This is a genomic window from Ferrimonas sp. (genome assembly GCF_048263965.1).
Classification (GTDB): domain Bacteria; phylum Pseudomonadota; class Gammaproteobacteria; order Enterobacterales; family Shewanellaceae; genus Ferrimonas.
The window spans coordinates 55,909-68,577 of record NZ_JBLXDO010000008.1 but is presented as its reverse complement, the minus strand read 5'-3'; the positions used below and the strand labels follow the sequence as shown (position 1 = coordinate 68,577).

9 protein-coding genes are annotated in these 12,669 nt (G+C 58.2%); 3 read left to right on the top strand and 6 right to left on the bottom strand.

Translation table 11 applies throughout. The features are described from left to right. Positions 1-14: 14 nt before the first annotated feature. Complete coding sequence (pstA, locus tag ACN0RV_RS09275; protein ID WP_417347341.1) at positions 15-1,664, bottom strand: phosphate ABC transporter permease PstA; 1,650 nt, start codon at positions 1,662-1,664, stop codon at positions 15-17. Positions 1,665-1,681: 17 nt separating this feature from the next. Then, entirely contained in the window at positions 1,682-3,910 is a 2,229-nt protein-coding gene (locus ACN0RV_RS09270) for an ABC transporter permease subunit (protein WP_417347340.1), read from the bottom strand. A gap of 113 nt (positions 3,911-4,023) precedes the next feature. Here ACN0RV_RS09270 and ACN0RV_RS09265 point away from each other — a divergent pair, with 113 nt between their 5' ends. The 3 genes from ACN0RV_RS09265 (at position 4,024) to ppx (ending at position 8,175) form a co-directional block, all read left to right on the top strand. Further along, positions 4,024-4,530: a glycine cleavage system protein R gene (locus ACN0RV_RS09265; RefSeq protein ID WP_417347339.1), complete on the top strand. Its 507-nt coding sequence runs from the start codon at positions 4,024-4,026 to the stop codon at positions 4,528-4,530. 82 nt (positions 4,531-4,612) lie between these two features. Then, positions 4,613-6,697: a polyphosphate kinase 1 gene (gene ppk1 / locus ACN0RV_RS09260; RefSeq protein ID WP_417347338.1), complete on the top strand. Its 2,085-nt coding sequence runs from the start codon at positions 4,613-4,615 to the stop codon at positions 6,695-6,697. Beyond that, positions 6,694-8,175 (top strand): exopolyphosphatase, encoded by a 1,482-nt coding sequence (gene ppx / locus ACN0RV_RS09255; RefSeq protein WP_417347337.1) that lies wholly within the window; start codon positions 6,694-6,696, stop codon positions 8,173-8,175. Before ppk1 ends, ppx begins: the two co-directional genes overlap by 4 nt. Before the next feature lie 113 nt (positions 8,176-8,288). Here ppx and ACN0RV_RS09250 read toward each other — a convergent pair whose 3' ends face one another. From ACN0RV_RS09250 to ACN0RV_RS09235, 4 genes are all read right to left on the bottom strand, one after another. Beyond that, positions 8,289-9,260, bottom strand: coding sequence for a PstS family phosphate ABC transporter substrate-binding protein (locus tag ACN0RV_RS09250; RefSeq protein WP_417347336.1), 972 nt, complete (start codon positions 9,258-9,260; stop codon positions 8,289-8,291). A 102-nt stretch (positions 9,261-9,362) separates the two neighbouring features. Continuing rightward, positions 9,363-10,664: a phosphate regulon sensor histidine kinase PhoR gene (phoR, locus tag ACN0RV_RS09245; RefSeq protein ID WP_417347335.1), complete on the bottom strand. Its 1,302-nt coding sequence runs from the start codon at positions 10,662-10,664 to the stop codon at positions 9,363-9,365. 88 nt (positions 10,665-10,752) lie between these two features. Next, the gene (phoB, locus tag ACN0RV_RS09240; RefSeq protein ID WP_417347334.1) at positions 10,753-11,442 is read right to left on the bottom strand and encodes a phosphate regulon transcriptional regulator PhoB; all 690 of its coding nucleotides are present in this window, start codon (positions 11,440-11,442) and stop codon (positions 10,753-10,755) included. Positions 11,443-11,587: 145 nt separating this feature from the next. Continuing rightward, the gene (locus ACN0RV_RS09235) at positions 11,588-12,511 is read right to left on the bottom strand and encodes a porin (protein WP_417347333.1); all 924 of its coding nucleotides are present in this window, start codon (positions 12,509-12,511) and stop codon (positions 11,588-11,590) included. Between the last annotated feature and the right edge of the window lie 158 nt (positions 12,512-12,669).

The following is a 12,669-nucleotide window of genomic DNA, read 5'->3' as shown; positions in this document are numbered from 1 at the left end:
TTGGTCGTCTCGGCTTAGTGTTCCAAGGAACGGAATTTTTCACGAAGGTGGTTACGTACGCCAATGGCGGTCAGGTTAAGCGCAACAATCACGCTGACCAGCAGGAACGAGGTGGCGTAGACCAGCGGACGTGCCGCTTCCACGTTAGGGCTCTGGAAACCCACATCATAGATGTGGAAGCCCAGATGCATAAATTTACGATCCAGGTGGATGTATGGCCAGTTGCCATCCACCGGCAGGGTGGAGGCCAGTTTCACCACACCCACCAGCATCAGGGGCGCCACCTCACCGGCGGCGCGAGCCACCGCCAGAATCAGGCCGGTCATGATCGCCGGGCTGGCCATGGGGATAACGATGCGCCACAGGGTTTCCGCCTTGGTAGCGCCCAGGGCCAGGGAGCCATGTCGTACTGCCGACGGGATGCGGGACAGGCCCTCCTCGGTGGATACGATCACCACAGGCAGGGTCAGGATCGCCAGGGTCAGGGCAGACCAGATCACCCCAGGGGTACCAAAGGTAGGATTCGGCAACGCCTCCGGGTAGAACAGGTCATCCAGGGAGCCGCCCACCATGTAGACGAAGAAGCCCAGGCCAAATACCCCGTAAACGATGGAGGGCACGCCAGCCAGGTTGATCACCGCGATGCGAATCAGCTTGGTCAGAGCGTTCTTGGCCGCGTATTCGTGCAGGTAGACTGCCGCGATGACACCAAAGGGGGTAACGATCACCGCCATCAGCAGCACCATGAATACGGTGCCGAAGATGGCCGGGAACACCCCACCCTCGGTGTTGGCCTCACGGGGGTCGTCACTGACAAACTTGGCCACCGCGTGCATCCAGTGCGCCACCTTGCCGCCAAAACCCAGCTCATTGGGGAAGGCCACATCCAGCACGCCGTCCATGGGCAGAGTGACCCGCTCACCGCGCATGTCACGAACCACCACATAGTCTTCGGCGGCCTTATCGCGCAGGGCGAACAGTTCCTTCTCCAGACCCTGGTATTCATCATCCAGCTGCTGACGACGCTTGGCCAGATCCGCCAGCGCCTCTTCGGTCAGGGCGTTTTTCAGCTCCAGCTTGCGCTGGTCCAGACGCAGGCGCTCCAACTCATAGTTGATGCGGCCGATGTCCACCTTCTGCAGCTCTTCCGCTTCATCATTGATCTCAGCGGCCTTGTCGATGGCCAGCAGCAGTTGGTCATGGATGTCGGCACCGGTGTAGATCTGGCCGTTGAAACTGAGCTCCACCGGAAAGCCGTAGAAGTTGCCGTTCTTGTTGCGCTCGAATACCGCCACATCCACCGGCTGGGTATCGGACTGGATCATCGGCTCCAGCACCCAGCGGAAATCCAGAGGCACATACTCACGGTTACCGGTCTTGATCAGGTAGCGGGTGACAAACTCCTCATCGGTCTTCAGTTCGACGCCGGCCTGCAGGATGCGCTCCAGCGGCACCTGCTCCCGGTCATAGATCTCACCAATGACGGTTTCAATCTGGCCGTTGGCCACTTCCAGCTCCAGCTGATGAACCGGGGATGGCCAGAAGTAGACCAGGCCACGCCAGGCGATCATCAGCAACAGACCCAGTACAGCAATCAAGCTGAGGCTAACCGAACCTGCGGTCATCCAGATCCAGGGAGAGCCCGATTTAATCCACTTACCCATTGATTTATTACCTTCCATTACAGGGAGCTGTACTTGTCGCGCAGACGCTGGCGGATGAACTCAGCCAGAGTGTTAAAGATAAAGGTGAAGATAAAGAGCACGAAGGCGGTCAGGAACAGCACCCGGTAGTGGGAGCTGCCGATGGCCGATTCCGGCATCTCAACAGCGATGTTGGCGGAGAGGGTGCGCATCCCCTCGAAGATGTTCCACTCCATCAGCGGGGTGTTACCCGTGGCCATCAGCACGATCATGGTCTCACCGACGGCTCGGCCCACCCCCATCATCACTGCAGAGAATATGCCTGGGCTGGCCGTAAGCATCACCACCCGAACCAGGGTCTGCCACTGGGTGGCCCCCAGAGCCAGTGAGCCATTAATCAGGTGACGAGGCACAGAGAACACCGCGTCTTCGGCGATGGAGAAGATGGTGGGAATCACCGCAAAACCCATGGCGATGCCCACAACCAACGCATTGCGCTGGTCAAAGGTGATGCCCAGCTCGTTGGTCACGAAACCACGGGCGTCGCCACCCATAAAGGCATTTTCCACCACAGGACTCAGCTCGATGGCGCCCCAGCCCACCAGCAGCAGCAGGGGGATCAGCATCAGCTCGCGCATCTCACCGAAGCGGGAGTTCTGAATCTCTCTGGGCAACATGTTCCAGGCAAAGGCCGCCAGCAGAACAGACACAGGCAGGGAGAACAGCAGCATGAAGATGCCGGGCAGGTTGTCCTCCACCAGGGGGGCCAGCCACAGCCCGGCCAAGAAGCCCAGAATCACCGTCGGCAGGGCCTCCATGATCTCTACCGTCGGTTTGACGATGCTGCGCACCCGTCCGGACATGAAGTAGGCGGTGTAGATGGCACCAGCCAGGGCCAGAGGGGTGGCAAACAGCATGGCGTACAGGGCCGCCTTCAGGGTACCGAACGCCAGGGGCATCAGGCTGAGCTTGGCTTCAAAATCATCGGAGCCTGAGGTGGACTGCCAGACAAACTGAGGCTCGGGATAGCCTTCATACCAGACCTTGGTCCACAGGGCGCTCCAGGAAACCTCGGGGTGAGCGTTGTCCAGCTCGGCAAAGGTCAGGGTGTTACCGGCTTGAATCACCAGGCCGTTCCCCCGGGGGGAGAATGCCATGGTATCGACCGGGGCACTGCCCAGGGGCTCGGTCAGCAGCTTGTTTTCACTGGTGGTGTAGAACAGCTGAACGTCGCCATTGTCGGTGCCGACCACGAAGCTCTTGCGGAAAAATTCGGACGCCAGGGACACCGCCCCATTTCCGGTGTCAAAATCGCGGATGCGTTGGAAACGACGACCGTCTTTGCCCGGCACCTGGAACCACTGGGAGATGATGCCGTTATCGTTGGCCACCATCAGCGAGCTGGCACCGGCCAACAGTTCAATGTCGGTGATGTGAGCGCCACTCTCGGCGGGCTCCAGCACCTGCTCAATGAAGATCTCGTCGCCGTACTCCACGTTGAGCACGGTAATGCGATCACCGGCCAGCAGCATCAGGTTGCGCTGATCCGGAGTCAGCAGCATCTTGCTCACCGGCTCGGCGGGGCGCGGCAGCTGGTGATCTTCACGGGTCCACACCACCTCATCGGTGAGAAAGTCCACCTCGGCACTCATGCGGGTCAGATGCAGGGCGTCAGACTCGGTGTCGCTCCAGATAAAGGTGCTGGCCTCTTCGCCTGAGGCAAATACCAGTTGGTCGATGGCCAGGCCGTCACTCAACTGAATCGCCTCCTTCCCCAGGGGGTAGCGAAGCTGGGGGGTAATGGTGCGCACATCATTGGGGTAGCTGATGGCAAAGTCCGGCTGAACCACCCACACTGAACCATTATCAAAGGCCAGCGCCGAGCTGCGCTGAGCGGGGTTACTGCGGGCTGAACCGGTACCGGTCAGGCCCGGTGCCACGGGCACCTGTAGGTCTGTAGTTAGGTCTTTGGAACCCAACGAAAAAAACTGTACCTTGCCGGAGGACATGATACGGTAAAGATACTCCTTCTGCTCATCGGTCCCCAACTGAACCGTCGCAGCCTCGTCGCTTACACTGGTAGTGTAAACCGGGGTCAGACTGGCTCCCTTGAATACCGGCGCAACAACGTAGAGCAGGTAAAAGAAGATCAGCAGCAGGGCGATCAGCACCATGACGCCGCCGGAGGTGACACCGTACTTCGCCAGCCTGTCCTTGAGCAGGCGCCTGTTGCTGGCACGATATCGGTCAACAATCGTCTGTTCCATCAATATCCTCGAGCAAATGGGAGCAGTCGTTTCTGAAATTGTTGGGGAGTATATGTCGGTTGTATGACACTAGTGTTACACCCCGAGTCACAAAGAGCGCATAAGGAGCCCCTATGGACAAATGGATCGCCAGCGTAATCGGTGAGGATTACCCTGGTATTACCGAGACCCTTGCCCAGATCTTAAAAGACAACGGTGCCAACTGGCTGGACGCCAGCCTGCGACGGGTGGGCGACCGCTATGCAGGCATCATCGAGCTGGAACTGCCCAAGGAGAACTCAGACGCCCTCAAGCGCCAGTTGGCGGATGTGCCCAAGCTCAGCATCGTACTGCAGCCTGTGGCCCCGAAAAGTCAGCCCGTCCTGCAATTCCAGGTCGAGGTGATCGGTAATGATCGTCCCGGCATCGTTGCCGCGGTAACCCAGATTCTCAAGGCCAATCACGCCAACATCGAACAGCTGGAGAGCGATCTGGACACCGCCAACCACACCGGCGTGCCGCTGTTCCGTCTCAATATCCTGCTGGCCGCCCCGGATGAAGCCAGCCTCGACCGAATTGAGCAGGAACTGTTTACCCTGGGTGATGATTTGATGGTGGAGTATGAGCGTATCGCCAACTAACTGAAAATTCTCTGCTAAGTTTCATAAGGATGACACTTTTCTGACAGAGAATGTGCGCAATTCACTTTAGAAGGACCCTAAGATGTCTGCGCAAACGAGTTTTCCCTACATAGAAAAAGAGCTCAGTTGGCTGTCCTTTAACGAGCGGGTACTGCAGGAAGCGGCCGATCCCAAGGTGCCGGTGATCGAGCGTGTCCGCTTCCTCGGCATCTACTCCAACAATCAGGACGAATTTTTCCGGGTGCGGGTGGCGGATGTCCGCCGCCAGATCCTCATCGATGAGTCCAAGGGTCGTGGTCAGCGTGCCCGCAACCTGCTGGCGGCAATCAACGACAAGGTGCTGGAGCTCCAGGGAAAATTCGATGAGATCTACAAGCAGCTGCTGCTGGATCTTGCCCGCCGCAACATCTTTCTGGTCAACGAAACCCAACTCTCACCAGAGCAAGGAAGGTGGCTGAAAAAGCACTTCCGCGACAAGATCCGTCGCCACATCGTGCCGCTGATCATCACCGACGATACCAACATCTCCCGCACCCTCAATGACGGTACCACCTACCTGGTCACCGCCATTCGCAAAGGGGAGCAGGTTACTCACAGCCTGCTAGAGGTGCCCACCGCCCAGGTTCCCCGCTTCGTCCAGCTGCCCACACAGGGCAGCAAGAAGAAGAAAACCCTGATCCTACTGGACAACATCATCCGCTACTGTTTGGCAGAGGTGTTCACCGGCTTCTTCGAGTTCGACACCGTCGAGTGCTACTCCATTAAGCTGACCCGGGACGCCGAGTATGACCTCTCTGATGAGATAGAGATGAGCCTGCTGGAGAAGATGTCCTCGGGACTGAAGCAGAGGCTGACCGCCGAGCCGGTGAGCTTCGTCTACGACAGGGAGATGCCCCAGACCATGCAGGAGATGCTGCAGCAAAAACTGGGGATCACCGCCGCCAATGCCATGATTCCCGGAGGGCGATACCACAGCTTCCGCGACTTTATCGCCTTTCCCAACCCGGGCCGGGGCTACCTGGAAAACCCCAAGGTGCCGGCGCTGCGCAGCAACCAGTTTACCGCCCACCCCAACACCTTTGCGGCGATCCGTTCACGGGACATACTGCTCTATTACCCCTATCACGCCTTCAGCCATGTCACCGAGATGCTGCGCCAGGCGGCGTTCGACCCTGCGGTGCGCTCCATCAAGATCAACATCTACCGGGTGGCCAAGAACTCCCAGATTGTGCACTCCCTCATCGAGGCGGTGAAAAACGGCAAGGACGTTTCCGTGGTGGTAGAGTTGCAGGCCAGGTTCGACGAGGAAGCCAACATAGGTTGGGCCAAGTTCCTCACCGACCACGGCGTGCGGATCAACTTCGGCATCCCCACCTTGAAGATCCACTCCAAGCTGATCCTCATCAAGCGGATGGAGAACGGCGAGCTACGCAACTACGCCCATGTGGGCACCGGCAACTTCCACGAAAAGACCGCCAAGATCTACACCGATTTCGCCCTGTTTACCTGCCACGAGGAGATCTGCTCCGAAGTGGAGAACGTGTTTGAGTTTATCGAGCACAGCTACAAGAAGTTTCGCTTCAATCATCTGCTGGTCTCCCCCAATGACGCCAGGCGTAAGCTGTACAGCTTTATCGACCGGGAGATTCAGAACAAACTGGCCGGCAAGAGTGCCGGCATCACCCTGAAGCTCAATAACCTGGTCGACAGTGGCTTGATCAAGAGGCTCTATGACGCCTCCAGAAACGGCGTCAGGGTCCGGTTGATCATCCGCGGCATGTGCTCCCTGGTGCCCGGAATAGCCGGCGTCTCTGACAATATTCAGGCGACCTCCATCGTCGACCGTTTCCTGGAACACCCCAGAATCATGGTGTTCGACAATGACGATGACCCTAAGGTGTACCTCTCCAGCGCCGACTGGATGACCCGTAACATCGACCGACGCATCGAGGTGGGCTGCCCCATCTACGATCCGGCCCTTAAGCAACAGATCCTGGATATCCTGGCGCTGCAGTTCAAAGACACCACCAAGGCCAGGGTGCTCAACCGGGAGCAGAGCAACCAGTATGTGAAACGGGGTAACCGCAAGAAGATCCGCTCACAGATGGCAATCTACGACTATCTGTTCGACCATGAAAAGAGACTGGCACTGAAGATACCCATATGACACCACCGGACACTCCCCAGGGCCGCATACTGGCGGCCATCGATCTGGGCTCCAACAGTTTCCACCTGGGGATCGCCCGAGCCCTGGATGGCAGCATCCAGCCCATGCACCGCATGAAGCAGCGGGTACAACTGGCGGAAGAGGCCGACGAGCAGGGTAACCTCCACCCAGAGGCGATGGAACGGGGGCTGGAATGTCTCAGTCAGTTCAGTCAGCGCCTGACCGAGATGCGCTTCGACGACATTCGCATTGTGGCCACCTATGCCCTGCGCCAGGCCCCCAACCGGCGTGAGTTCATCCGCCAGGCCAGGGAGATCCTCGACTACCCCATCGAGGTGATCTCAGGCCGCGAGGAAGCCCGGCTTATCTACACCGGCGTCAGCCAGAACCAGAGCCTGCCCTTCCCCACCCTGGTGATCGACATCGGCGGCGGCAGCACCGAGCTGATCATTGGCCAGGGTCATGAACCCAGGCAGATGGAGAGCCTCAACATGGGCTGCGTCAGCTACCAGTCCCGCTACTTTACTGACAGCAAGCTCTCTCCCAAGAGGATGCGCAAGGCAATTCTCGCCGCCGAACAGCAACTGGAGAAGCTGCAGCAGCGTTACCTGCGTCAGGGCTTCCACGCCGCCATAGGCTGCTCCGGCACCATCAAGGCGATCGCCAGTATCGTTAACGACGGCGATCTCGGCCAGCCGGTAACCCTGGAGCAACTGGAGAAGCTGGCCAAGCGCATCGTAGAGTTCGACCATGCGGAGCAGTTGCCCTTCGACCACCTGGCCGAACTCAGACGTAAGGTGCTGCCCTCCGGGCTGGCGATCCTGATCGCCTGCTTCCGCCAGCTGGAGATCCAGCAAATAGAGTTCAGCGAACATGCCCTGAGAGAAGGGGTACTCAGCGAGTTGGCGGACGAGGCCCTGCATCAGGATGTGCAGAAGCGCACCATCATCTCTCTGCAGAAGCGCTATCAGTTGGACAGGCTTCACAGCGAGCGGGTTTTCGCCAGCGCCAGTCAGCTCTATCACCAGGCCAAGCTGGGCCCCAAGAAGCATAAGCCCTGGCTGCACTTTGCCGCAGCGCTCCATGAGATCGGCCTGCAGATCAACTACCGCGGCATCCACAAGCACGGGGAGTACATCCTCACCAACAGCAACCTGCCCGGCTTCACCCTGGAGGAGCAGCAGTTGCTGGCCTTCCTGGTGCGCTGGCACCGCAAGAAGCTCAGCGGCTGCGAGCCCCCCAAGCTGCAGTTGATGGACAAAGAGGCCATTCTCGCCCTGCTGTTGCCCCTGCGCCTGTCGGTACTGATGCACCTGGGGCGACGCCATCACATCCCGCTGCCGCAGATGGAGCTGAAAAAACGCACCCTGAGACTGACCTTCGGCGACAACCTCAAAGAGGATGACCTGCTGGCCGCCGATCTGGAGATGGAAAGGCTGCACCTTGAGGAGCTGGGCTGGAACCTGGAGTGGCGCTAACCATGTCGAAGCAAAGGCGCCATTTGGCGCCTTTTTTCGCTCCCGCCGATCTCCCTCAGGGTACCACCATAAAAAACCCGCCTAGCGGCGGGTTTTTCAAAGAACCTCAAGGCTTACAGACTCACGCCAACCTTGGCCAGGTCCTTGGCGGTAACCGTCTTGGGTACGGAAACGTAGCCGTCCTTCTCAACAATGCTCTGGCCCTGCTTGGACAGCACGAACTTCAGGAATTCGCGAGTCATGGGGTCCAGGTCCTTGTTGGGGTGCTTATTCACGTAAACATACAGGTAACGGCTCAGAGGGTAGGTGCCGTTAGCCGCGTTGTCGGTGGTCGCAGCGACGAACTTGCCGCCCTTCTTGGACAGGGGGACCGCTTTCACGCCGGCGGTCTTATAACCGATGCCGGAGTAGCCGATGGCGTTCAGGCTGGTGGACACAGACTGTACCACGGAAGCGGAGCCAGGCTGCTCGTTTACGCTGGCCTTGAAGTCGCCCTTACACAGAGCTTTCTTCTTGAAGTAGCCGTAGGTACCGGATACGGAGTTACGGCCGTACAGCTGCACGTCTTTGCCGGTGAAGCTGCCGGTCAGACCCAGGTCACCCCAGCGAGTGACTTCGCCGCCGCCACACTTACGGGTGGAGGAGAAGATGCCGTCAACCTGCTTGATGGTCAGGCCTTCGATTGGGTTGTCTTTGTGTACGAAGACTGCCAGGGCGTCGATGGCAACGCGGATGGCGGTAGGCTTGTAGCCATAGTGCTTAACGAAGGCTTCCTCTTCGTTTGGCTTCATCTTGCGGCTCATGGGGCCGAACTGAGAGGTACCTTCGGTCAGGGCCGGTGGTGCAGTGGAGGAACCCGCAGCTTGAATCTGAGGATTCACGTTAGGGTACAGACGCTTAAACTCTTCGGCCCACAAGGTCATCATGTTGGCCAGGGTGTCGGAACCCACAGAGGAGAAATTGCCAGACACGCCGCTGGTCTTCTGGTACTCAGGCAGAGCAGGGTCGATGGCAGCAGAGGTAGCAGAAGCGAAAAGGGTGGCTGCGGCAAAGCCCAGTGCACTGACAAGATGTTTGATTTTCATTTGGATTACTCCGGTATCTTCCGTAATCAGGTTTCGTGACGGCACTCAGTATCGAGGCTGAAGATGACACTTATGTGACTATGGAGTGACTGGTCGATGACATTACACCCGTTCATGCTGCTGCTGGGCAATCAGGTTGGAGGGGACGGAAAACCCGAAGGTACTGCCCTTGCCCAGGGTGCTCTGAATCTCCAGATGACTGTTGTGGTGATTCAGGGAGTGCTTGACGATCGCCAGGCCCAGACCGCTGCCGCCAGTCTGGCGGGAACGGGCCCTGTCCACCCGGTAGAAACGTTCGGTCAGCCTCGGCAGGTGTTCAGGGGCGATCCCCTCACCGCTGTCCTTGACCTCGAAACGGGCCACATCCTCCTGCCGGTGCCAGCGAACCCGGATCTCCCCGCCCTCCGGGGTGTAGTGCACCGCGTTCTGCACCAGGTTGGCGCAGGCACTGCGGATCTGCAGCTCATCCCCATACATGTCCAGGGACTTATCGATGTCGAAACGGATCCGGTGGCGTCCCCCGGACATCGCTTCGGCCTCCTCAGCAATCTGCTCCAGTAACTGGCTCATGACGATCCGTCTGGCCGGGTCCACCTCGGTGGACACCTCAATCTTGGACAGGGTCAGCAGCTGATCCACCAGGCTCTTCATCCTGTAAGTCTGATCGGACATCGCCTTAACCTGCTTCTCATCCTGATCAGGCATCATGCTCATGATCTCCAGATAGCCCTGAAGCACGGTCAAAGGGGTCTTGAGCTCGTGAGACACGTTGGCCACAAAGTCGCGGCGCATCTGCTCCAACTGACGCAACCGGGTCACGTCCCGCGCCAGCAGCAGTTTCTGGTTGTCCCCATAGGCCATGATGCGAATCTCCAGCAATCTGGAGTCCGACGCCGCCGACACCATCTCGATGGGATCGTCATAACGGTTGCTGTGCAGATACTTGGAAAACTTGGGGTGACGCATCAGGTTGTCTATCCGCTGTCCGGCATCCTGAGGCCAATGAATGCCCAGGTGCAGCTCCGCCAGCTTGTTACACCAGGCGATCTCCCCCTCGTGCCCCATCACCACCGCCGCATCGGGCAAGGCCTCGGCCCCTTCCCGGAAACGGGAAAGCAGACGCGCAAGCTGTGAACGGCGGCGGCGGTTCTTGCCCTGAAGACGGTAGATGCCATTAAAGATCGGCTCCCAACTGCCGCTGCCATGGGGTGGGGTCAGGCGGCGATCCTTCCAGAGCCAATGAGCCAGGCGGGAGAGATGGCGATAGTGGTAACCCAGCAGAACCAGGGCACCGACCAGGAGAAGCAGCAGAAACTGATCCAGCAACAGGCCCAGAATAGCCCACAGGGAAAACCACAGCGCCAGGCGTCCTGCCAGGCGGTAGCCGGAATACTCTTCAAACATTCAATCTGCCTTACACAGAGGTCTTAATACAAAAAACCCATTGCCATCGATATACGCAGGGCAATGGGTCCTGGGTGCAGGGGGGACTCTACACCTTGGTTGAGAAACGGTACCCCGCTCCTCGAACCGTCTGAATCAGAGCGTCGTGCCCCTTGGCCTGTATCGCCTTCCTCAACCGGCGGATGTGAACATCCACGGTGCGATCCTCAACATATACATTGGTTCCCCAAACATTGTCCAGCAGTTGTTCTCTGCTGTAGACCCGTTCGGGGTGGGTCATAAAGAAGTGAAGCAGGCGGAACTCGGTGGGGCCCATATCCAGTTGCTCATCCTCGACGCTGACCCTGTGACTGACCGGGTCGAGCTTAAGGCCGCGAACCTCGATGGTCTCCTCCAGCCGAGTGGGCGCACTGCGGCGCAGAACCGCCTTGATGCGGGCCACCAGCTCCTTAGGCGAAAAGGGCTTGGTCATGTAATCATCGGCACCCACCTCCAGGCCACGCACCCTGTCCTCCTCCTCACCACGGGCGGTGAGCATGATGATGGGGATCTGTCGGGTGATCTCCTGGCTGCGCATCTGCTTAGCCAACTGAATGCCACTGCCACCGGGCAGCATCCAGTCCAGCAGGACCAGATCCGGGAAGGGCTCGACCAGCTTTTGAACTCCCTGTTCAAAGTCTTCGGCGCTGACGGCCTGGAAACCATGTTGCTCCAGGACAAAGGTCAGCATCTCGCGAATGGCTGATTCATCTTCGACGATTAAGATGCGGGCAGTCATTACCTTGCTATGCTCCATCATAAATTGACTGAGGAGAGTATGGGTCAGTGTTATTACAGAAATATGACGTAGCTGAACGAAGAGTCAATTAAAAAGGGGCCTTGCGGCCCCTTTTCAGCAGATAACTCTGTAAGCATTTTTTAACTTAGAATTTGTGCTCAAGACCCACGCCGATGTAGTCGTCGGTGCTGGACGCAGACTCCAGGTCGCGCTGGGTGTAGTAGGCAAACAACTTGGTGGGCTTACCCAGCTTGTAGTCGGCACCGATGGAGATGGCGTCCCCCTTGGTGTCCATATCCTGGAACTGGGCTTTCAGGGTGACGGCGTTGAGCTTGTAGGCACCGCTCACCATGAAGCCGTCGATGCTGTCCTTACCGGCCTCTTCCTGGTCCTGGTAGATGGCGCCCAGTTTGAAGTCACCGATCTTGCCCTGCACCGTGGCACGCAGGATGTTGTCGAAGCCTTTCACGTCGGTGTCGTACGCCACAGAGGCATAGTACGGCGACTTCTTCAGCTTGGCGTCGCCATACATGGCCGCCAGGGAGAAACCGTCATCGCCGTTTTTCTGGCTGGAGGACTCTTCAGCGACGTAGGTGGCGCCAAACTTGAAGCCGCCCATGGAGGGGGTCATGTAGGTGACGGTCTGCTCCATCCGGTTTTCACCTTTGAACAAGTTCTTAATATCACCCGCCAGGTCGCCGAACAGATCAACCTTACCCTGGGACTTCTTCAGCATGGTGTCGTTACGACCCACGGAGATGGCACCGAAACCGCCACGCAGACCGACGAACTGGTTACGCGCCTTGAAGTTCTCTTTCACGTCATCACCGGTATCGACTTCGTACTCGATGGTGTAGAAAGCTTCCAGAGAGGGGCTCAGTTCAAAAGCACCCTTAACACCCAGGCGAGACGCGTTGGAATGAACGCCTGTGGTGCTCTCACCATCTACGTCGAAGCTGTCAACAGTGACGTTCATCTTACCGTATACAGTCACGGCATCAGCGGCAGCAGTCATGGGCAGAACGGCAGCCACCAGGGCGGCAATCAGGGTGGGTTTGGTCAGGTTCATCTCAGGTTTCCTTGTCAACAAATTGGGCTGTCTTGTTTTTTGATGGACGCAGTGTACGAGCCGGGTGTGACAGTTTTATTGCGTATTTACAGGGGCATATGACAGTTTTGTTGCACTGAAGCATCTGCTCTAAGCCTATAGGGAACCCTGTTCAGCCC

Bases quoted from the DNA above. Each gene is read 5' to 3' on its own strand.
- pstA (WP_417347341.1), bottom strand. From the start codon at position 1,664: ATGGGTAAGTGGATTAAATCGGGCTCTCCCTGGATCTGGATGACCGCA.
- ACN0RV_RS09270 (WP_417347340.1), bottom strand. From the start codon at position 3,910: ATGGAACAGACGATTGTTGACCGATATCGTGCCAGCAACAGGCGCCTG.
- ACN0RV_RS09265 (WP_417347339.1), top strand. From the start codon at position 4,024: ATGGACAAATGGATCGCCAGCGTAATCGGTGAGGATTACCCTGGTATT.
- ppk1 (WP_417347338.1), top strand. From the start codon at position 4,613: ATGTCTGCGCAAACGAGTTTTCCCTACATAGAAAAAGAGCTCAGTTGG.
- ppx (WP_417347337.1), top strand. From the start codon at position 6,694: ATGACACCACCGGACACTCCCCAGGGCCGCATACTGGCGGCCATCGAT.
- ACN0RV_RS09250 (WP_417347336.1), bottom strand. From the start codon at position 9,260: ATGAAAATCAAACATCTTGTCAGTGCACTGGGCTTTGCCGCAGCCACC.
- phoR (WP_417347335.1), bottom strand. From the start codon at position 10,664: ATGTTTGAAGAGTATTCCGGCTACCGCCTGGCAGGACGCCTGGCGCTG.
- phoB (WP_417347334.1), bottom strand. From the start codon at position 11,442: ATGACTGCCCGCATCTTAATCGTCGAAGATGAATCAGCCATTCGCGAG.
- ACN0RV_RS09235 (WP_417347333.1), bottom strand. From the start codon at position 12,511: ATGAACCTGACCAAACCCACCCTGATTGCCGCCCTGGTGGCTGCCGTT.